We start from the raw sequence: 19426 nt of genomic DNA on the forward strand, positions 1-19426 counted from the left end.
TTTTATGTCAAAAGCAACAAATGTTTTCGGTAGGACGAACCTTTGGTGCAGTCCCAATCTTTTAGAAAACAACCTTCATTTAAAAGTATCCTATAATCATGTCTATGCAAGAAAAAACAAAATATTTTTCGTCTATTTTATAAATTGATGAATAAAATGTTGTAAATGGACAAACGTAGGGGGAATTTTCATGCGAAAAAATCAATTCATTGCATTATTGTATGGTTGGATTGTCGTATTGGGCTTCATTCTTATCGCAAGCGTTATTCTGGCATTCTTTCTCAGTTTCACAACGTTTAATGAACCAACTTTAACATGGGTAACATTGGTAATCGGATTACTAGCATTGTTCCTTGGTGGAATTGTTGCGGGTATTAAAGGAAAGGTGAGAGGTTGGATTATTGGAGGAGTTACCGGTCTGGGCTTCACACTTTTCATCTTTTTAGTACAGTACTTAGGTTATCAGCAAATGTTTTCATTGGAACAATTGATGTATCACATTGGTTATATTATAGCAGCGCTTTTCGGTGGTGTAATTGGCGTAAATATCGCTGGACCAGCAGAAGAATAAATGAGAAACTCTTTTCGTAAGTATTGTTACTTTTAAATCTTCGTCGTTGATATAGTAGAAGACGCAGTGACAATTCTTTTTCAAACTTTTGATGAGAGCACGGATTCGCTCTGGAAACACATTCTGCTGGTGTTCCAATTACTCACGCTAAATTGCATTAGTAATCAATATTCAAAATATCAAATGGCGATTATAGCAAATAGTAATTGCGTCGTCTTTTATATCGGCAAGAATCTTTTAGAAAACTGCAAATGACAAGAGGACAGTGCTGATTGCGCTGTCCTCTTTTCCTATTTATGATTTAACTTCCCGAATTGCTGAACGGTCATATGTAAGTTTAATCCCGTCACTGGATGCGATAATTACAGTTTGCTCATCAATCGCATGAATTACACCATGAAAGCCACCAATTGTAATGACAGAATCCCCTTTTTGAAGATCTGATTGCATTTGCCTAACCTGCTTTTGCCTCTTTTGCTGTGGACGGATTAGCAGGAAGTAAAAAATGACGAACATTAAAATAATCGGTGATAATGATATTAGCATTTCCATTTCGTTTCCCTCCCTTCCAAATCATTGCTTCCTAAAAATTCTTTGCACCGGGCTGGTTAAAACCATATTGTTCAAAGAATTCCTCTTTAAAGTCACCAAGTCGATCCTCGCTTATCGCAATTCGTACTTGCTCCATTAATTTTAACAGAAAATACAAGTTATGATAAGTAGTAAGTCTGAATCCGAATGTTTCATTACATTTTATTAAATGACGGATATAAGCACGGGAATAATTTTTACATGCATAACAGTCACAATTTGCGTCAATGGGACCAAAATCTCGTGCATATTTTGCATTCCTTACGACCAATCTTCCGTTTGATGTCATGCATGTCCCATTCCGGGCAATTCTGGTTGGCAGCACACAATCAAACATATCAATACCACGGATAGCTCCGTCTATCAATGAATCTGGTGAGCCTACTCCCATTAAGTATCGTGGTTTATTTGTAGGCAATAATGGTGTGGTAAACTCCAGCATTCGATTCATCACATCTTTTGGTTCACCAACGGAAAGTCCTCCAATGGCATATCCCGGCAGGTCCAACGAAGATAGGTCGCGTGCGCTTTGCTTTCTTAGTTCTTCATACTCACCACCTTGAATAATGCCAAATAGACCTTGATCTTGCTTGCGACCGTGGGCTTCAAGGGATCTTTCTGCCCAGCGGGATGTTCTTTCTACAGAGGCCTTCATATAATCATATGTCGCCGGGTACGGAGGACATTCATCAAACGCCATCATAATATCAGATCCAAGTGCGTTTTGTATTTGCATTGCTTTTTCGGGTGATAAAAACAGCTTCTCCCCGTTTATATGGTTACGGAAATGAACCCCTTCTTCCTTAATTTCGCGCATATCACTTAAACTAAAAACCTGAAAGCCACCTGAATCCGTTAGAATCGCCCCATCCCAATTCATAAACCGATGCAAACCACCTGCTTCCTGTATGATATCCTCACCAGGACGCAGCCATAAATGATATGTGTTGGAAAGAATAATGTTCGCGTTCATTTCCTCCAATTCTTCCGGGCTCATCGTTTTAACAGTCGCTAATGTCCCAACAGGCATAAATGTAGGTGTATCAAACGATCCATGTGGTGTGTGAACGCGTCCAAGCCTCGCTCCTGTTTGTTTACATGTCTTAATAAATTCATATGTTATAGGTGTCATATTATTCATTTCCTCTGCTATAAAATTAACATCGCATCTCCAAAGCTGAAAAATCGGTATCGTTCTTTAACAGCTTGTCTATATGCGGCGAGTATCGTTTCTTTATCGGACAGAGCACTGACAAGCATAATTAGTGAAGACTTTGGCAGATGGAAATTTGTAATTAACCCATCAATTCCTTGAAATTCATATGGTGGATAAATGAATATATCTGTCCAGCCGCTTGACTCCACAAATACGCCTTGATTGTCACGCGCAATGGTTTCAAGTGTTCTCGTTGATGTCGTCCCAACAGAAATGACTCTTCCATTGTTTGCCTTCACATTGTTAAGGGTTTCTGCGGTTTCTTTCGACATATGATAAAATTCAGCATGCATTTTATGATCATCAATATTCTCTGCACTCACCGGTCGAAATGTGCCCAGGCCCACATGCAGTGTGATAAAGACAATTTCTACTCCCATGGCTTTTATTTCATCCAGTAGTTTTTCCGTAAAATGCAAGCCAGCTGTTGGAGCGGCTGCTGAACCTTCTTCTTTTGCATAAACGGTCTGATACCGTTCTTGTTCAGGTAACTTCTCTTTTATATATGGCGGCAGTGGCATTTCACCAAGCTCATCTAGTACTTCATAAAAAATTCCATCATAGGAAAATTCTAGTATGCGGCCGCCGTGTTCTTTAAACCCGGTACAGAGTGCTTTTAGTTTACCTTCCCCGAAAGTGATTTCGGTGCCAATTTTTATTTTTTTTGCCGGTTTAGCCAAGACTTCCCAGCTGTCTTTTTCATTTTGGTGTAGGAGCAATATCTCTACATTCGCTCCCGTATCATTTTTTACGCCATACAACCTTGCAGGAAGGACACGGGTATCATTTAGAACAAGGCAATCCCCATGTTTGAAATATCCTTTGATATCTGTAAAATGCGCATGGTTTATTTGATTTGTATCCCTGTTTAAAACGAGTAAACGTGAGGCTGCTCGGTCCTTTAAGGGAGTCTGTGCAATTAATTCTTCTGGTAAATCAAAATCAAATTCTTCTATATTCATGATGATGAAACTCCTTTACAACTTAACGAAACCTTCCAATGATGAAAAAGGTAAGTGTCAAAATAATACTTACAACAATAGAGGTCATAATCGGAAAATGAAAAGAGAAATCCCCTTTTCTGAAGCTAATATCACCTGGCAACCTTCCAATAAATGTCCATATAACACCGATAATTACAAGAGCAATACCTAATATTATAAACAGCTTGCCGATATTCATTGCCCACCATCCATTTTTATTCCAAAGTGTTCATAAGCCTTAGGTGTTGCAATTCTGCCTCTAGGTGTGCGCTGCATAAAGCCAATTTGCAGCAAATATGGCTCATATACATCTTCAATCGTTTGCGATTCTTCGCCGATTGTGGCTGCAAGCGTATCTAATCCTACCGGACGACCCTTAAAGCCTTCAATAAGTCCTTTTAAAAGCTTATGGTCCATATGATCCAAACCAACGTCATCGACCTGAAGCATCTCTAATGCAATATTAGTCGTGTCTAAGCTAATTTCACTTTCTCCTTTTACCTGTGATATGTCACGAATCCTTTTTAATAACCTATTGGCAATACGCGGCGTCCCTCGGGACCTGCGAGCTACTTCAGCAGCTGCATCATTCGTAATTGTTGTCTCAAAAATAGTTGAGGTTCGCTCCACGATCAACTGCAAATCATCAGGCTCGTAAAATTCCAGTCTGCTCAGGACACCGAAACGATCACGTAGGGGAGCAGATAGGAGACCTGCTCGCGTTGTAGCACCAACAAGCGTAAATGGAGGCAAATCAATTCGAACCGATCTGGCACTAGGCCCGGTACCAATCACAATATCAAGAAAAAAATCCTCCATTGCCGGATACAAGACTTCTTCCACTGCCCGTGGAAGTCGATGAACTTCGTCGATGAACAGCACATCACCAGGTTCAAGTGAAGAAAGGATCGCAGCTAAATCACCAGCACGTTCGATGGCAGGTCCAGATGTAGTACGAAAATGCACATCCATTTCATTCGCAATGATCGCTGCTAATGTTGTTTTCCCGAGACCTGGAGGGCCGTATAGTAAAACATGATCAAGTGGTTCTTCGCGCATTTTTGCCGCTTGTATAAAGACAGTTAAATTTTCTTTTATTTTATGCTGGCCAATATATTGATTCAATGTTGTGGGCCGGAGACTAAGCTCATCTGTAGATTCATCGTTTTGCAGCTCACCTGTAACCATACGCTCTTCCATCATTATCCCCCCTCATTAATGTTTCATTAATAATGCCAGTGCCTTTCGAATTATTTCATCCGTATTAGTTGTACTTTCTTTTCGTAGCTCAGGAATAACGGTTTTTATTTCCCGTTCTGTATAGCCCAGCGCTTTTAATGCTTCCTCTGCTTCTACTAACCCTTCTGCCCCATTTGATTCATCAACACCTGCGTCAGCGTCCATATGACCTGAAATTGCTAGCATCGTCGTCAATTTACCTTTTAAATCAAGTATAATCTGCCTTGCTGTCTTTTTTCCGATACCTGGAAAGCTTGTTAAAAATTTATCGTCTTCACGTTCAATTGCTGATATAAATCCAGCAACATCAACTGATCCTAATATGGCTAACGCACCTTTAGGACCAATTCCGGATACGGATATAAGTTTTATAAACAGCTGTTTTTCATCTTCACTTTTAAAGCCGTATAGTACTTGTATATCCTCCCTGACGTAATGAAATGTATTAATCTGCACTTCTTTATTTAATGATGACTGGAAGACAAAGGGATTGGCACAAACTATTTCATAACCAATACCATGGACATCCACAACAACTGAATCTTCTTGTATATATGTAAGATTTCCCTTTATGTATGCAATCATTCAACCTTCTCCTTTACATTCCATCCTCCATTTTACCATACCTATCCAGCATTTAAAAAACTTCTATTCCTTTTTAATGAATAGAAGTTTTTTCACTTAGCTTGATTCCTCTAAATTATGATGGATATCCTGCACGTCTTCGTTTTCTTCCAGTACTTCAATCAGATTTAACATTTTTTCTTCATCATCTTCAGTTAAGCGGCTGTAAGTCTGAGGAAAGAGTGTGACTTCACTGTCTTCAATCGTATAGCCACTGTCCAATAGATGATCTAGAGCTTCCTGAAAGTTCTCAGGAGTTGTGTATATTTCATACACTCCATCATCTGTAACAACATCTTCTGCACCTGCTTCGAGTGCTTCCAATGTAATTTCATCCTCGTCAATCTTGCCGTCTTCATTTAAAATAACGATGTACCCTCTTCGATCAAACATAAATGATACACTACCATTTTCGCCTAAGTTACCATTATTTTTTTTGAATGCATGTCTGACCTCAGATGCAGTACGGTTTTTATTATCTGTCAGTACATTTATAATAACAGCAACTCCGCCGGGCCCATAACCTTCATAAGTGATTTCTTCATAGTTTGCACCGTCAAGGGCACCAGTTGCTTTCTTTATATTATGGTTAATGTTGTCATTTGGCATGTTGTCTGATTTGGCTTTATCTATTGCAGTTCTCAGCGTGGGATTAGTATCCGGATCCCCACCGCCCTGTTTAGCCGCTACATAGATTTCTTTAGCATGACGCATGAAAACTTTTCCTTTTTTAGCATCTTGTGCATTCTTTCTTCTCTGTATATTCTTCCACTTCGAATGACCAGCCATCGGATATTCTCCTCTCCCGATTGTTTCCTTTTTAACTATACCAAAAAAAAGAGGTATATAAAAGAAAAACCTTTACAGCGGCGTAAAGGTCTTAATCATTCCTTTCGAAAAAATCTTTAATATAATCCTCTATATTATAATTTTTATTGTCTGAACCCCTCCTGGCATCCATATCTTTCATTTGATCAAAGTAAGCTTCATCCGTATATACAATTACTTCTTTATCGGGCATTGCTTCACTTACCTCTGATTCAATCGAACCCTTTATATCATGATCAATATACTTTTCTTTTAAGATAACTGCTGCTATTACCCGGTCATCTGTAGATGCAACTTGGGCTTGTACAATATCTTTTCTGTCTTTTAGTTGCCTGGAAAGCTTTTCTGTTTCTTCGTTTGTATATTCATCAGAATAGCCGCCACTATAATTGGAGGAGTTAACCCCATCCTGATCACTTTGCGGATATCCGCCTTGTTCCCCAATTGTTTGATCCCTTGTATTTAACCTGTTTTTTTGTTCCTCTTCTGTTTCATAATGAATGGGCTGTGAGGTGGAATTTTCATTTGAATTTTGAGTATCGTCATTCGTGTCTGTATTGGTACAAGCAACCAATAACATAGTAAGTGCCAGTAAAGGAAATAAGATTTTTTTATACATTTTAAAACCTCCCTTACGATTAGTTTGGTTAAGGGAGGTTTTTTTACACGAGTCAATATAAGGAAGATTAATTAGCTAACTTTTTAAATTGAGGTAATGGGTCTCGTTTATGTGCTGTATTCGCATGCATACGTTCGATGATTTCTTTATCTTTTTCAGGAATTTCCTCCCCTTTTAAATAGGCATCAATTTTGTCATAGGTTGTTCCCATCTCGTCTTCATCTGTCTGGCCTTCCCATAAATCAGCACTTGGTTCCTTACTAACTAATTTTCCCGCGACACCAAGATATGCTGCCAATTCGCGTACCTCTTGTTTCGTAAATTCAACAAGTGGCATAATATCAGCCGCCCCGTCTCCATATTTTGTGAAATAGCCTGTATAGTGTTCAGAAGCATTATCTGTCCCTACGACTAAATAATTATAATTTGTGGCTAATGCGTATAATGTACTCATACGTAATCTTGCACGAAGATTAGCGCCTGCTAGCTGATCATTATCTACATTAAATTCGTCCTTTTCATTTAATCGTTCTGTTATTTGTCCGTACATATCCTCATGGGTTTGGGACAAATCGACAGTAATAGCTTCTATACCGCAGCTTTTAATAACGTTTTGGGCGTCCTTCATGTCGGATGGTTTTGTTTGAATTGGCAACATTACACCTAATGAATCATCAGGAAACGCCCTTTTAATTAAATGAGCAACTACTGCAGAATCAAGACCTCCACTTACGCCTACCAGTAATCCTTTCACACCTGCATTTTTCACTTGCTGTTGTAACCATTGCACGATATCATCTACATATTTTTCCATTTTTCTTCACTCCTCTAACAACCTTATATCGATTTTAGCATTAATTTACTATTCTTTACAAAATTACTTCGTTTGATCCATTTTTCTTCCATAACTGATAAATAGCGATGTCTACCTGATGTTGGTTTCCGATACAAATAATGGAGCCATTCCCTCATGACATCACTTGGAATACATATTGCATAAACCCAAGCTTTAACGTCCTTTTCTTGTACCATTTGATATGCAAGCAGCTTATCAAGATTCCAGTTTATATAAGGCAGAAACCGTTGACCTAATTGAATATAATCATACAGCTGTGTCGTACACTTCAATAAATCAAAATCAATAACATGAGTTTGGTTACTTCGCAGAAAATTATGTGAAGCAACATCCCCATGTATCCACTCACCTTTCTTTTTAGCAGCCAATTCATAACTTTCCCAAGGAAACTCTGTTATCAGACGTAATTGAATTACTGTTGTTTGTACTATATCCTTATATAAATTTTCAAAACCACATTCTTTAAAAATAGAGGCAGTTTTTTTAAATAATAAAAGTCGTTGATACCACCGGCTGAATAAATAATCTTCTGGTGTAGCACTAGAAATATGAATATTTTTCGCTTTATGGTGAAATTCCTTTAATACTTTGACAGCATTCAGTCTGTCTGCTTCCAGATTATAATTTAATTTTTCCCCTTGAATAAAAGGTGTTATTGTCCAGTAATAATTATTCCTGCTTATTATTTTACGCCCATTTGGATATCTTTTAAAAGGAACCGCATTCGATTCATCAAGTTCATCAAAGAAATCCCATTGCAGATTAACATTTTCTTTCTTTTGATGCCTTTTTAATACGAATTTTTCTTTCTCAACAGTTTGAATCAAAATAACAGAAGAATTAATGAAAGAAATTCTATCAAGGGGTAATAATTTACCTTCTTGGGATAAAAAAGAAGAGAGACGATATTTAAATTCGTCTCCTTGTTTAAAACTATTCATCTTTATCTTCGTCCTCTTTATCTCTATGGGATGATGAAAAATCCGGGTAAGCAGGTGGGTCAGGGTACGGATGATTTTTCATTGAACCAGCATTACCAAAATACGGTGGGTACATATTACTTGACGGCATTTGGTGGGTTTTAAATTCAGGCTCATGCTTAAATTCGGTTCCGTATTGTGGTTTCAAATGTTGATAATATTCCGGCATCGGTTGTGACTGATATTCATTCCCAAATTGCGGCATCGGCTGTGGTTGCATAAATGGAGCGTTTTGCCTGCAACCGCAATCCTGATTTGGTTGCATCATGTCACCAGCCATTTGCGGATGGAAATCAGGTTGTAGCATTGGTTGTGGTGGTCCGAAACCTTCAGGCATGGCACCCATTGCAGGAAATGGTACCGGTGGATAACAAGGATGCACAACATGACAGCACATTGGAACCATCGGCACCTGCTGCATTTGTGGCTCAGGTAGCGGCTGTGGTTTTATATGCTTATAATCTTTTTCGGGCTTTTTTTCTTTCTTTTCCGTGTATTGTTGTTGTATTTTGGGAAAATTTACAGTTGTATAATGGTCCTGCTCTAACATCGGCATTGTTTTATCTTTCTTAATCGGCGTTTGTTTTTCTTTGTGTATTGGCATTTTTGGCAATGGCTCTATCGGCATTTCTTTCTCTTTCTGTATCGGCATTTTTGGCAATGGTTGCACTGGCATTTGTGGTTTCACTGCTTTTGGTTTTTCTTTATCGTCTTCTTTTATAACCGGCATTGGCTTTGGTGAAATATCTTTATATGGTTGCTCCGCTTTATGCGTCTCTTTAACTGACATATCCTCCTTTTTCACCATCTTTGATGAACTAGGTATTTTTATTTTCATGCCTGGCATGATCATATCCGGACTGGATAATTGTGAATTGAGTTCTTTAACCTGTTCAAAGTCTACGCCATAACTCTTGGATATTTCCCACAATGTATCTCCTTTTTGGACAATGTGTATTTTCAAAACAAACCAAACTCCTCTCATTTCTCAAACTGGGCTAATTACTAATATCAACATATGCAGGAAATTGAGAAATGTTGAACCTTAATTTTAGAAAACCGCCGAACTTCATAAGAAGAACGACGGTTTAAAATTAAATATTCATCTGGAAAACAGGATATGTTCCCAATATATTCACTTGACATCCGAGTGCTTCCAATTCAGCTTTCACTCCAGGAAAAAGCACATCATCAAATGGTTGTTCGACATCAACAATAAAAAAGTAATTGCCAAGTCCAGTTTTCATTGGTCTGGATTCAATTTTTGATAAATTCATTTTCCTCCAAGCGAAAGCTGAAAGCACCTGATGAAGAGCACCTGCACGATCACTTGGCAATGTTATAAGAAGCGTGGTTTTTTCCGATTGAACTGGATGATTGATGGTTAAATTATCCTTATCTTTTGTCAACACCACAAACCGTGTATGATTATTTGGATAATCATGCACATTTTCCTGTATTATTCTCAATCCATATTCACGAGCAGCCAATTTATTCCCAATAGCTGCTATAGAAGTATTCCCTTCACTAACCATTTCAGCAGCCTTCCCTGTGGAGGCAGCGAAACCTATGTTCGCACTTGATAGATGCTGATGTATATATTGATGGCATTGCGCGATTGCATGACTGTGGGAATGGACTTCCTTAATTTCAGAAAGTTCCCCGGAAAAATCGGGGTGTACGAGTAAATGCTGCTGAATCGGAACGACGATTTCAGCCTCAATTGGTAGGCGAACCTGGTGAACCAAGTAATCCACTGTTAGCTGTACGGTTCCTTCTATCGCATTTTCCAATGGCACAACACCGATATCTATGTGATTTTGCTCTACAGCATCAATACATTCAGGAATCGTATCAAAGCCTTGTTTATTCTCCCCATTAAAAGCAGTATCTACTGCTAATTTTGTAAAAGTTCCTTTTGGTCCTAAATATCCTATAGTTGTCACCAAACTTCTCTCCCTTACTCTACGGTAACCAAAATTTTATAGTTAAAATTCTATTACGTTATTCAATAAATTCAAATTCAAAATTAAGTAAACGAATGGTGTCCCCATCTTTTGCCCCATGTTTTCGCAGTTCTTCATCAACACCCATCGCGCGAATCTGTCTGGAAAACCTCTGTACCGCCTCATCTCTGTTAAAATCAGTCATTTTAAATAGCTTTTCAATTTTGTCCCCTGATAAGACATACGCACCATCCGGATCCCTGGATATTATAAATGGCGCATCCTCTTTCTGATAACGATAGACAACTTTCTCCTCCGTCTCCACTTCTACTGGTACTTTCGGGATATTGTCTAACGCATCTGCGATAGCAAATAAAATTTCTCTTAGTCCTTCTTTCGTCAGGGCTGATATCTTGTATATAGGTAAATCTTCCCCAACTTGTTCTTTAAACATTGCTAAATTATCTTCTGCACCAGGCATATCCATCTTATTTGCTGCAATGATTTGCGGTCTCCTCATTAGATCCTTGTCATATGCTTTGAGTTCCTGGTTAATTTTCATGAAATCATCATATGGATCTCTAGCTTCCATGCCCGCCATATCGACCACATGAACAATAACTCTTGTCCGCTCAATATGACGAAGAAATTGATGGCCTAATCCAGTCCCCTCATGTGCTCCTTCGATTAAACCAGGCAAATCAGCGATTACAAAACTACGTTGATCGCTTGTATCAACAACACCAAGATTTGGTGTCAATGTTGTAAAATGGTAGTCTGCGATTTTAGGCTTTGCTGCACTAACGACAGAAATGAAAGTGGACTTACCTACACTCGGAAATCCAACAAGGCCTACATCAGCTATTAATTTCAATTCCACTTTAATATTTCGTTCTTGTCCCGGTTCACCATTTTCAGCCAAATCCGGAGCGGGATTTCTTGGACTCACGAAACGTGAATTCCCACGTCCTCCTCTACCCCCCTTCGCAATTACAGCCTGCTGTCCATGAGTGGTTAAATCTGCTATAACTTCTTCTGTTTCCACGTCCGTTACAGTCGTACCAGGAGGCACTGGAATTATGAAGGCTGAGGCATTTTTCCCATGCTGATTCTGACTCCGCCCATTTTCTCCACGCTTCCCTTTAAAATGACGATTATAACGAAAATCCATTAATGTATTTAGTCCTTCATCCACCTCAAAAATGATGTCTGCTCCATTTCCAGCATCACCCCCGGCAGGGCCGCCTTTTGGCACATATTTTTCACGGCGGTATGCTACAAGACCATTTCCACCATCCCCGGCTTTCACATATACACTTACCTGATCTACAAACATAATTATTCACCTCATCAATTCCATGGAATCGAAAATACACAGCTTATACCACTTGTTGTTTCATCCATATCTACTACATTACTTAGATTTAATTTATCCCCATTTATTTCTAGACGATCTCCCGAGTCAATAAAAAGACGAACCTGTATTTGGGAGGGATTTGTTCGTGCATTTAATTCTAAATTCACCTCAAATAGTTCAGTATCATTCAGAGCGTGCCTAAAAGTACTTAAGATATGCTTACATTGTTCTGTCAGCTGGTTATCAATCGTTCGTAAATCTTTATATTCGGTATGTATTTGGTAATTTATACGCCAATTTTTAAATCTACTGTTAAATTGAATAAGCCATAACATAAACATAGGAGCATTTAAGCCCATTAGTTTGCGTTCTTCATTATAATAATCAAGCGTTTCCTTTAATTTAGCTTCTGCTTTATCTGGTTTTTTCATACTTAAGTAACCTTGGACAATTTGCAAATGGTTCATTAAATCATGCCTGTAATGCTGTAAGACTTGTACAACTTCATCCGGCTTCATTTACTCACCCCATTAAAGTATAGCAGAAAAACTGCGAAACTTCATTGCAGGTATTAACTTGTTTTGAAAACTTGGCAATGTTTTTGCCAAGAAATAAGAAAACCCCAACCAAAAAGCTGGTTGGAGTTATATATTCTATCATTATGCTTCCTGCGCTTGGGGATAGACACTCACTTTTTTACGATCACGGCCAAAGCGTTCGTATTGAACAACACCATCAACTTTGGAAAAAAGTGTATCATCTCCACCGCGTCCTACATTTTCACCTGGATAAATCTTTGTTCCGCGTTGACGGAATAGAATAGAACCACCGGTTACAAATTGACCGTCAGCACGTTTAGCACCAAGGCGTTTGGATTCGGAGTCACGTCCGTTTTTCGTACTACCTGCACCCTTTTTCTGTGAGAAAAATTGTAAATCTAGACGTAGCATCGTTTTGCACCTCCTTATTAATTCTGTATTGTAATAAATTGATTATATTCGATTTCAATCGACTTTAATGAAATAAGCATACCTTCAAATAAGAGCTGTGCTTTTTCCATTAGCACACCATCGAGCGAATCAGGCAAGGTGACATGAAGATATCCACCATCATTTCCCTGCTCAATTTTCAGTTCTGTCTGACATAATTCCATCACTGCATTTACAGCTCCAATGGAAACAGCTGATACACCTGCACATACTAAGTCGTAGCCATACGGTCCACTGCCTGCATGTCCTGTCAGTTCAAAAGCTGTAATCTGATTGTTTGATCGATATATGGTTACATTAATCATATGCAAATACCTTTATGCATTAATTTTGTCAATGACCAATTTTGTATATGGCTGACGGTGACCTTGTTTACGATGATAGTTTTTCTTTGGTTTGTATTTGAAAACAGTAATCTTTTTCTGACGACCATGTTTTTGAACATTAGCAGTTACAGTTGCACCATCAACATATGGTGCTCCAACTTTAACATCGTCTCCGCCTACAAAAAGAACATTTTCAAATGTAACAGAATCGTTCGCGTCTGCCTCCACTTTTTCCACGTAAATCTCCTGGCCTTCAACAACTTTCATTTGTTTACCGCCTGTTTCAATAATTGCGTACATATCTTGCACCTCCTAATCAACTCAGACTCGCCATACAGGCACTCTAAAATCTTAAGTTTATGACCTGATCTGTGCGGTTGTAGCACTGGTGCTACGATTAATAACGTATTGATAGTATCATGTTTAGCAAGAACATGTCAAGAATATGCTTGAACTTTTCTATGGGATATAACTTACTGCCTCACCAATTGTTTTATTATACTGCTTTTCATGAAAAAACAGGAGCAAGCAATCATTTTCATCTACTGCCCTTCGCCCGTTGTCCGGGTATGTAATATAAATGGGGTGCTTCTTCTCACGTCTAAAATGGCCAAACACATCCATCAAAGTGGCTTCATGCGGCACAACGATGGGTCTTACAGCATTAACAGCCGTGTTTCCTTCATAACGCTTTAATAAGAAGCGCATAAATACATAATACCGTTTATTCCATTCTGATCTATTTTCCATAAATAGAAAAATCATAATAAAAAAAGCACTTAATGTAAATGGAAAAAAAATCAACTGAAGCACCAAAACAAACAAACTGATAACCATGGAAAATATAATAACGGACTGATACGCCTTCTTATATGGTGAGAAGGCAGATAAACCTAAAAATAAAAGCTTCCCACCATCGAGCGGCCAAATTGGAAGTAAGTTAAATATAAGAATTACCGTATTATAATAAAAGATTAACTCCAAAACAGAAGCTGGAACTAAATCAGCCGATGCCAAGAAAAATAAGATCAGATAAATAATTACATGCTGAAATGGACCCGCAATTGTAACAAGTGCCTCTTCTCGGATTGGTCTGTTTCCATGTTCTTCTGTATCCATGACACCACCAAACACCCAGAGCATAATACCTTGAATACGCCACTTAAAAATACTAGCGACGATATAGTGACCTAGTTCATGGAATAAAACAATCGCTAAAATAATAGCCAATTCCATAAATGTACCTGTGACAAAAGCAATAATGAGGAACACCATTAATACGGGATGGACGTGGATTTTAGGTAAGTAATTAAGGCGCATCGTCAACCTGTATCACCTGAACCGGATCAATGTAATCATTTTCTTGTTCAATCGCAAAATAAACGGTTTCACTTTCAGTTGTTGGTGTAAATTGACCGATCCTCTGATTACTAGTCACAAATTGATATAAATGCACATCAACCGCACTTAAATGGCCATAGGTTGAATTACTGCCATCCGCATGCTGCACTACTACCGTATTATTTGTTTCTCGATCATTTCCAGCAAAAATAACAACACCATCACGTAATGCTGATACATCTGCAGTTTCCTGTGGAGCAATCATAATCCCAGTACCATTAACCTGAAACGTTTCTGTCACATCCCCGCTTACTGGCAGTCCCATTTGATTTGAGCTGTCAGCAACCTGGTTGTCCTGAGGTGTAAGAGCTAATGGACTTCCAAAAGTTTCCTGATACCATACATTTACGCTAGCAAAAGGAAATTCTTCTGTTAATGCATTGCTTGTCCATTCTTTAGGTTTTTGAAGGAATGCTGCATCCGTTTGCCCCAATAAGGCTACACCAAAAAAAAGCATGGCTGATAAAACGCCTTTCAGCATGAATCCCGAAGGAAATTTACTATCCGTATTACTTTCAAATGCTGTATCTGAAAAGCTTGGAAAGTAACCATGCTTTTCTTCCTCTTGTGGAAATGGTGGTAATAATTGTTTTTTTGAGCCTTCTTTACCAGTCAATCCACGTGTTTTCTTACGTTGTTCAATCGATTGGCGAACTTTCTTAACCCCTTTATTCATTATCCTCACAATCCTTCTCATACATTTATAACATTCTATGAGAAGGATGGGTTGTATATGAGTCAACTAGAAGAGGTTGTTCAAATATTTGCCGCAGGCACCTCTGTGAAAACGAAAACACCTGCTATGTCCGCATCCCAATAAACTTCTTCACTTTCTGAAATAAACTTTTTTCATCTTCCAATGATTGTAATGGAACGGTTTCACCCAATATTCTTCTGGCGATATTACGATAAGCAATAGAAGCCTTAGAACTTGCATTTAATGCGACCGGTTGTCCATTATTGGATGCTTTAATTACTTCATCATCGTCAATAATGATTCCAATAAGGTCAATGGACAGCACTTGAACAATTTCATCAACTTCGAGCATATCACCATTTTTCATCATGTGACTGCGAATACGATTGATAGCTAAATTCGGCGGATCCATATCCTCTTTTTCCAGCAAACCAATAATTCGATCCGCATCCCTGACACTGGACTTCTCGGGTGTTGTTACAACGATGGCCTTATCAGCCGCAACAATCGCGTTTTGAAACCCTTGCTCAATACCTGCCGGACAATCAATAATAATATAATCATATTCCTGTTTCAATTCGGTAATGATTTTTTTCATGCCTTCTGTTGTCACAGAAGATTTGTCACTTGTTTGCGCGGCAGGTAATAGTGATAAATAATCGAATCGTTTATCCTTAATAAGTGCCTGTTTTACGTTACATCGCTCCTCGATGACGTCCACAATATCAAAAATGATACGATTTTCAAGTCCCATGACTACATCAAGATTCCGCAAGCCGATATCTGTATCTATTAAACATACTTTCTTCTCCTTTAATGCCAGAGCTGTACCAATATTGGCTGTTGTTGTTGTTTTACCAACACCACCTTTTCCGGAAGTAATGACTATTGCCTCACCCATTAATAATCCTCCTTTCGAATCCACTAATCTCTTTTCTTTTATGTGAAAGAACTTGTAGTCTATCAATGATAATTTTATCCTGTTTTCCGTCAATAAGACCACATTCCATATACACACCATCAGACTCATAATCCGGAGCACGACTGATATAATCAGCTACCCGCAGTTGACTTGGTTTCATAAAAGAAGCAGCTATGAATGCATTTCTATCCCCATTTGAACCTGCATGCGCAATCCCAAACAATCTCCCCATAACATAAATATTACCTGTTGAAACAACCTTTCCTCCAGGATTTACATCACCTATTAATAGTAGGTCTCCATTAACTTCTAAAACCTGTCCGGATCTAACAATCTGTTTAATAGCTTTTATTTCACTGTCTTCTTTCCATAATAGAGCATCTTCTTTTAGAATAACATCTGATTCAAAAGAATGAATGGTAAATCGATTTTCTTCACTTATTACGTTTCTCAATTGGTCTTTATGCTCTTCATATAAATAGCGATTACCTGATTGCACTGTCACAGATACAATTGGTTCATTTTCTTTTGGGCGACTTGCCACAATTTTATCCGTAAGTTCAGTGATAGCATCTGTAAAAGAACAAGACTCGTCGATAAATATTGTGAGCCCATCTCTTGTACCTTTAATTGTTATTAATTGTTTCTTGTCTCGCAATCAAATCACCTCACCTAAAAACCAAGACATCATAATAATGATTTACTCCTGGATAATTGTTCCTGTCCCCACCTGAGGAGGGGATTTACTAAAATAGGATATAAAGCTGCAAGGAATAAGAGATTAGCTGAAACGGTTGGTAATAACCGATAGAGAAAATAATCCTTCCAAACTATATCCGTAACACCAACAGCTTTAAAAACAGTATGGACGGAGATATCTGATAAGGCAATTCCAATAACACCCAATAATAGTGTTACGAAAATGTTGCTGTGGAGCATTCTGCGTAACCCGTGAATAATATAGATTACCAATGCATAGGAAAACATGTACACCCCTAGTATTCCTGTATACACAATGTCGATTAACAAACCAAAAATCAATGCATAAAGCACGGAGTAATATGTATGTTCCCTGTCATAGAAAACAGCCATAAGTACTAAAAATACAAGAACCCAATGCGAAACAATTATTAAGTCGCTCATGAATAGACCTGATGGTAATAATTCTAGTGCCACACCTTCTAGTACTAGTAGAAGGAAGAGGATGAGCGGTAAATATAAACGTTTCATTACTCATTCTCCTCTTCATTTTCACTATCTTCCAATACACGATCTACTACAATCACCTGATTAATATCATACATATCTGCAGCTGGTTCAATTAGTGCCGTTTGCGTTAATCCATATTGATCCGGAACAGTTTCTTTCACTGTACCGATTGGTAAACCTGCTGGAAAAACGCCTCCCATACCCGATGACACAACCAATTCATCTTCTTCCAATTCCTCATCAGATTCTTCTATAATTCGGAATAAAAGTGAATTACTTTCTTCATGAAAGCCCTCAATCATTCCAAATATATCCTGCTCCTCGTCACGAGAGATCGTAGCAGAAATTCGATTGAACTGATCAAAACCAGTAAGCAATTGAACGGTTGATGTCGACTGATGCGCCTGTTGAATTTTACCTACCATACCTTCAGCAGTAATAACAGCCATGTTCTCAGTAACACCATCCTGCTCTCCTTTATCAATTGAAATCTGCTCAACCCAACGCTCCGGAGAACGGGAGATGACAGTTGCTTGAATCGGGTTATAATCCCTGATGGAATCTGTAACTTCAAGTGTATCTCTTAGCGTTGTGTTTTCTTCTTCAAGTTCCTGTACATCATAAATAAGCCCTTTATATTCCGATAACTTTTCTTTTAACACCTGGTTCTCCCCATACGTATTCCTAATATCCTCGATATTTGTAAATATATCTGTCACAAAATTAACTGGGGCATGAATAACACTCTGTACCCATCCGACCGAATCATTGATAAATTCTTCTACTACCGTTAAATCCTCTCTGTCCCTTAATGAAAACCCAATTAATGCAACAAGTATAATGAAACCTATTAAAAGTATAAATAATCGTCTCTTACGAAAAAATGACATCAAAACACCTACTTAATCCACTGACGGACGAGAGGATACATTCGGATGGGAACGGAAATGTTGAATATATTCTAATGATTTACCTGTTCCAATTGCTACACCATCTAAAGGATCTTCTGTTACAAAAACAGGCATCTTCGTCTCATCACTAATGACTTGGTCTATATTCCTTAAAAGAGATCCTCCCCCGGATAATACAATACCACGATCCATAATATCTGCAGCTAATTCGGGTGGAGTATGCTCTAATGTATTTTTAACTGCTTCCACTATTGACTCTACTGTATCTTTTAAAGAATTCGCTATTTCCTTAGCGGTTATCGTTATTGTTTTTGGTAATCCGGTTAACAAATCACGTCCACGAATGTCCAATGTCTCATCCTCTTTAACTTCTCCTGCAGTCCCCACATCCATTTTAATGGATTCTGCAGATCGCTCACCAATCATAAGGTTATACTGCTTGCGGATAAATTGAATAATAGCATCATCCATATTATCTCCAGCTGTGCGTATCGACTTGCTTGTCACAATGCCACCCAGCGAAATAACAGCAACCTCTGTCGTTCCTCCACCAATATCAACGATCATACTGCCAGTAGGCTCCCATACAGGTAATCCTGCACCAATAGCGGCAGCAAATGGCTCAGCAATGGGAAATGCATCCTTTGCACCAGCCTGCTTCGTTGCATCGATAACCGCACGTTCTTCTACCATTGTAATCCCTGATGGTACACAGATCATGACACTTGGCTTTTTGGCGAAAAAAGAACGATTTCGCATTGCCTTTTTAATATAATACTTCATCATTACAGCAGTTGTATCATAATCAGCAATCACACCATCTTTCATCGGCCGAACAACAGAAATATTCCCCGGTGTTCGGCCTATCATATTACGTGCTGAACTGCCTACTGCTTCTATATCTCCAGTTTCAATGTTTTTTGCTACTACGGTAGGCTCACGTACGACAACACCTTTTCCTTTCACAAATACCAACGTGTTGGCTGTACCTAAATCTATCCCTAAATCTTGTGAAAAACTGAATCTTCCCAAAAAAATCTCCCTCTCCAAATCACAATTCATTTGTATATATGTAGTTTTACTATATCGGTAAATTTTATGTGATGCAATAAACACCATCACTCATACGTAAAATTCTACAGACAGGTATCCTTGCAGGTC

General features: G+C 38.4%; 25 protein-coding genes and 1 other annotated feature. Of the genes, 1 reads left to right on the forward strand and 24 read right to left on the reverse strand.

Features of this window, described 5'->3' with window-relative positions; all coding sequences use genetic code 11:
- The first annotated feature begins 190 nt into the window (after positions 1 to 190).
- A complete protein-coding gene (locus KFZ58_RS10980) occupies positions 191 to 571 on the forward strand; it encodes a TIGR04086 family membrane protein (RefSeq protein WP_235791355.1) in 381 nt (126 codons plus the stop codon).
- A 294-nt stretch (positions 572 to 865) separates the two neighbouring features.
- Here the strand turns inward: KFZ58_RS10980 and yajC are convergent, their stop codons facing one another.
- From yajC to KFZ58_RS11100, 24 genes are all read right to left on the reverse strand, one after another.
- The gene (gene yajC, locus KFZ58_RS10985; protein ID WP_235791356.1) at positions 866 to 1123 is read right to left on the reverse strand and encodes a preprotein translocase subunit YajC; all 258 of its coding nucleotides are present in this window, start codon (positions 1121 to 1123) and stop codon (positions 866 to 868) included.
- Positions 1124 to 1154: 31 nt separating this feature from the next.
- Positions 1155 to 2294, reverse strand: coding sequence for a tRNA guanosine(34) transglycosylase Tgt (gene tgt / locus KFZ58_RS10990; RefSeq protein WP_235791357.1), 1140 nt, complete (start codon positions 2292 to 2294; stop codon positions 1155 to 1157).
- Positions 2295 to 2311: 17 nt separating this feature from the next.
- Complete coding sequence (gene queA / locus KFZ58_RS10995; RefSeq protein ID WP_235791358.1) at positions 2312 to 3340, reverse strand: tRNA preQ1(34) S-adenosylmethionine ribosyltransferase-isomerase QueA; 1029 nt, start codon at positions 3338 to 3340, stop codon at positions 2312 to 2314.
- Between the two features lie 22 nt (positions 3341 to 3362).
- Entirely contained in the window at positions 3363 to 3560 is a 198-nt protein-coding gene (locus KFZ58_RS11000) for a DUF2905 domain-containing protein (RefSeq protein ID WP_235791359.1), read from the reverse strand.
- The gene (gene ruvB / locus KFZ58_RS11005; protein ID WP_235791360.1) at positions 3557 to 4561 is read right to left on the reverse strand and encodes a Holliday junction branch migration DNA helicase RuvB; all 1005 of its coding nucleotides are present in this window, start codon (positions 4559 to 4561) and stop codon (positions 3557 to 3559) included. The genes KFZ58_RS11000 and ruvB overlap by 4 nt, the downstream gene beginning before the upstream one ends.
- 15 nt (positions 4562 to 4576) lie before the next feature.
- Entirely contained in the window at positions 4577 to 5185 is a 609-nt protein-coding gene (ruvA, locus tag KFZ58_RS11010) for a Holliday junction branch migration protein RuvA (protein ID WP_235791361.1), read from the reverse strand.
- A 96-nt stretch (positions 5186 to 5281) separates the two neighbouring features.
- Positions 5282 to 6013 (reverse strand): YebC/PmpR family DNA-binding transcriptional regulator, encoded by a 732-nt coding sequence (locus KFZ58_RS11015; protein WP_235791362.1) that lies wholly within the window; start codon positions 6011 to 6013, stop codon positions 5282 to 5284.
- Positions 6014 to 6104: 91 nt separating this feature from the next.
- Complete coding sequence (locus KFZ58_RS11020; protein WP_235791363.1) at positions 6105 to 6671, reverse strand: YhcN/YlaJ family sporulation lipoprotein; 567 nt, start codon at positions 6669 to 6671, stop codon at positions 6105 to 6107.
- Positions 6672 to 6738: 67 nt separating this feature from the next.
- On the reverse strand, positions 6739 to 7485 hold the full coding sequence (gene nadE, locus KFZ58_RS11025; protein ID WP_235791364.1) for an NAD(+) synthase: 747 nt from the start codon (positions 7483 to 7485) through the stop codon (positions 6739 to 6741).
- Positions 7486 to 7508: 23 nt separating this feature from the next.
- Positions 7509 to 8468 carry a phosphotransferase gene (locus KFZ58_RS11030; protein WP_235791365.1) on the reverse strand — a complete coding sequence of 320 codons (960 nt, stop codon included), beginning with the start codon at positions 8466 to 8468 and terminating at the stop codon, positions 7509 to 7511.
- Positions 8461 to 9471, reverse strand: a complete 1011-nt coding sequence (gene safA / locus KFZ58_RS11035) for a SafA/ExsA family spore coat assembly protein (protein WP_235791366.1) — start codon at positions 9469 to 9471, stop codon at positions 8461 to 8463. The genes KFZ58_RS11030 and safA overlap by 8 nt, the downstream gene beginning before the upstream one ends.
- Before the next feature lie 130 nt (positions 9472 to 9601).
- Positions 9602 to 10453 carry a prephenate dehydratase gene (gene pheA / locus KFZ58_RS11040; RefSeq protein ID WP_235791367.1) on the reverse strand — a complete coding sequence of 284 codons (852 nt, stop codon included), beginning with the start codon at positions 10451 to 10453 and terminating at the stop codon, positions 9602 to 9604.
- Positions 10454 to 10511: 58 nt separating this feature from the next.
- Positions 10512 to 11789 (reverse strand): GTPase ObgE, encoded by a 1278-nt coding sequence (obgE, locus tag KFZ58_RS11045; RefSeq protein ID WP_235791368.1) that lies wholly within the window; start codon positions 11787 to 11789, stop codon positions 10512 to 10514.
- Positions 11790 to 11803: 14 nt separating this feature from the next.
- Entirely contained in the window at positions 11804 to 12328 is a 525-nt protein-coding gene (locus KFZ58_RS11050; RefSeq protein WP_235791369.1) for a Spo0B domain-containing protein, read from the reverse strand.
- Positions 12329 to 12469: 141 nt separating this feature from the next.
- On the reverse strand, positions 12470 to 12760 hold the full coding sequence (gene rpmA, locus KFZ58_RS11055) for a 50S ribosomal protein L27 (protein ID WP_222641694.1): 291 nt from the start codon (positions 12758 to 12760) through the stop codon (positions 12470 to 12472).
- A 17-nt stretch (positions 12761 to 12777) separates the two neighbouring features.
- Entirely contained in the window at positions 12778 to 13104 is a 327-nt protein-coding gene (locus KFZ58_RS11060; RefSeq protein WP_235791370.1) for a ribosomal-processing cysteine protease Prp, read from the reverse strand.
- 12 nt (positions 13105 to 13116) lie between these two features.
- Positions 13117 to 13425: a 50S ribosomal protein L21 gene (rplU, locus tag KFZ58_RS11065; RefSeq protein ID WP_235791371.1), complete on the reverse strand. Its 309-nt coding sequence runs from the start codon at positions 13423 to 13425 to the stop codon at positions 13117 to 13119.
- A 13-nt stretch (positions 13426 to 13438) separates the two neighbouring features.
- Positions 13439 to 13514: a sequence feature (ribosomal protein L21 leader region), on the reverse strand.
- Between the two features lie 70 nt (positions 13515 to 13584).
- Positions 13585 to 14445, reverse strand: a complete 861-nt coding sequence (locus KFZ58_RS11070; RefSeq protein WP_235794730.1) for a M50 family metallopeptidase — start codon at positions 14443 to 14445, stop codon at positions 13585 to 13587.
- Positions 14435 to 15202, reverse strand: coding sequence for a M23 family metallopeptidase (locus tag KFZ58_RS11075; protein WP_235791372.1), 768 nt, complete (start codon positions 15200 to 15202; stop codon positions 14435 to 14437). The genes KFZ58_RS11070 and KFZ58_RS11075 overlap by 11 nt, the downstream gene beginning before the upstream one ends.
- A gap of 124 nt (positions 15203 to 15326) precedes the next feature.
- Positions 15327 to 16124, reverse strand: a complete 798-nt coding sequence (gene minD / locus KFZ58_RS11080; RefSeq protein ID WP_235791373.1) for a septum site-determining protein MinD — start codon at positions 16122 to 16124, stop codon at positions 15327 to 15329.
- Complete coding sequence (minC, locus tag KFZ58_RS11085) at positions 16117 to 16803, reverse strand: septum site-determining protein MinC (protein WP_235791374.1); 687 nt, start codon at positions 16801 to 16803, stop codon at positions 16117 to 16119. Before minC ends, minD begins: the two co-directional genes overlap by 8 nt.
- A gap of 29 nt (positions 16804 to 16832) precedes the next feature.
- On the reverse strand, positions 16833 to 17375 hold the full coding sequence (mreD, locus tag KFZ58_RS11090; RefSeq protein WP_235791375.1) for a rod shape-determining protein MreD: 543 nt from the start codon (positions 17373 to 17375) through the stop codon (positions 16833 to 16835).
- Complete coding sequence (mreC, locus tag KFZ58_RS11095) at positions 17375 to 18244, reverse strand: rod shape-determining protein MreC (protein ID WP_235791376.1); 870 nt, start codon at positions 18242 to 18244, stop codon at positions 17375 to 17377. The genes mreD and mreC overlap by 1 nt, the downstream gene beginning before the upstream one ends.
- Before the next feature lie 12 nt (positions 18245 to 18256).
- Positions 18257 to 19297 carry a rod shape-determining protein gene (locus tag KFZ58_RS11100; RefSeq protein WP_235791377.1) on the reverse strand — a complete coding sequence of 347 codons (1041 nt, stop codon included), beginning with the start codon at positions 19295 to 19297 and terminating at the stop codon, positions 18257 to 18259.
- Between the last annotated feature and the right edge of the window lie 129 nt (positions 19298 to 19426).

It is taken from the genome of Virgibacillus sp. NKC19-16 (genome assembly GCF_021560035.1).
GTDB lineage: Bacteria > Bacillota > Bacilli > Bacillales > Amphibacillaceae > Virgibacillus_L > Virgibacillus_L salidurans.

Coding starts and splice junctions, on each gene's coding strand:
- KFZ58_RS10980 (WP_235791355.1), top strand. CDS start 191: ATGCGAAAAAATCAATTCATTGCATTATTGTATGGTTGGATTGTCGTA.
- yajC (WP_235791356.1), bottom strand. CDS start 1,123: ATGGAAATGCTAATATCATTATCACCGATTATTTTAATGTTCGTCATT.
- tgt (WP_235791357.1), bottom strand. CDS start 2,294: ATGACACCTATAACATATGAATTTATTAAGACATGTAAACAAACAGGA.
- queA (WP_235791358.1), bottom strand. CDS start 3,340: ATGAATATAGAAGAATTTGATTTTGATTTACCAGAAGAATTAATTGCA.
- KFZ58_RS11000 (WP_235791359.1), bottom strand. CDS start 3,560: ATGAATATCGGCAAGCTGTTTATAATATTAGGTATTGCTCTTGTAATT.
- ruvB (WP_235791360.1), bottom strand. CDS start 4,561: ATGGAAGAGCGTATGGTTACAGGTGAGCTGCAAAACGATGAATCTACA.
- ruvA (WP_235791361.1), bottom strand. CDS start 5,185: ATGATTGCATACATAAAGGGAAATCTTACATATATACAAGAAGATTCA.
- KFZ58_RS11015 (WP_235791362.1), bottom strand. CDS start 6,013: ATGGCTGGTCATTCGAAGTGGAAGAATATACAGAGAAGAAAGAATGCA.
- KFZ58_RS11020 (WP_235791363.1), bottom strand. CDS start 6,671: ATGTATAAAAAAATCTTATTTCCTTTACTGGCACTTACTATGTTATTG.
- nadE (WP_235791364.1), bottom strand. CDS start 7,485: ATGGAAAAATATGTAGATGATATCGTGCAATGGTTACAACAGCAAGTG.
- KFZ58_RS11030 (WP_235791365.1), bottom strand. CDS start 8,468: ATGAATAGTTTTAAACAAGGAGACGAATTTAAATATCGTCTCTCTTCT.
- obgE (WP_235791368.1), bottom strand. CDS start 11,789: ATGTTTGTAGATCAGGTAAGTGTATATGTGAAAGCCGGGGATGGTGGA.
- KFZ58_RS11050 (WP_235791369.1), bottom strand. CDS start 12,328: ATGAAGCCGGATGAAGTTGTACAAGTCTTACAGCATTACAGGCATGAT.
- rpmA (WP_222641694.1), bottom strand. CDS start 12,760: ATGCTACGTCTAGATTTACAATTTTTCTCACAGAAAAAGGGTGCAGGT.
- KFZ58_RS11060 (WP_235791370.1), bottom strand. CDS start 13,104: ATGATTAATGTAACCATATATCGATCAAACAATCAGATTACAGCTTTT.
- rplU (WP_235791371.1), bottom strand. CDS start 13,425: ATGTACGCAATTATTGAAACAGGCGGTAAACAAATGAAAGTTGTTGAA.
- KFZ58_RS11070 (WP_235794730.1), bottom strand. CDS start 14,445: ATGCGCCTTAATTACTTACCTAAAATCCACGTCCATCCCGTATTAATG.
- KFZ58_RS11075 (WP_235791372.1), bottom strand. CDS start 15,202: ATGAATAAAGGGGTTAAGAAAGTTCGCCAATCGATTGAACAACGTAAG.
- minD (WP_235791373.1), bottom strand. CDS start 16,124: ATGGGTGAGGCAATAGTCATTACTTCCGGAAAAGGTGGTGTTGGTAAA.
- mreD (WP_235791375.1), bottom strand. CDS start 17,375: ATGAAACGTTTATATTTACCGCTCATCCTCTTCCTTCTACTAGTACTA.
- mreC (WP_235791376.1), bottom strand. CDS start 18,244: ATGTCATTTTTTCGTAAGAGACGATTATTTATACTTTTAATAGGTTTC.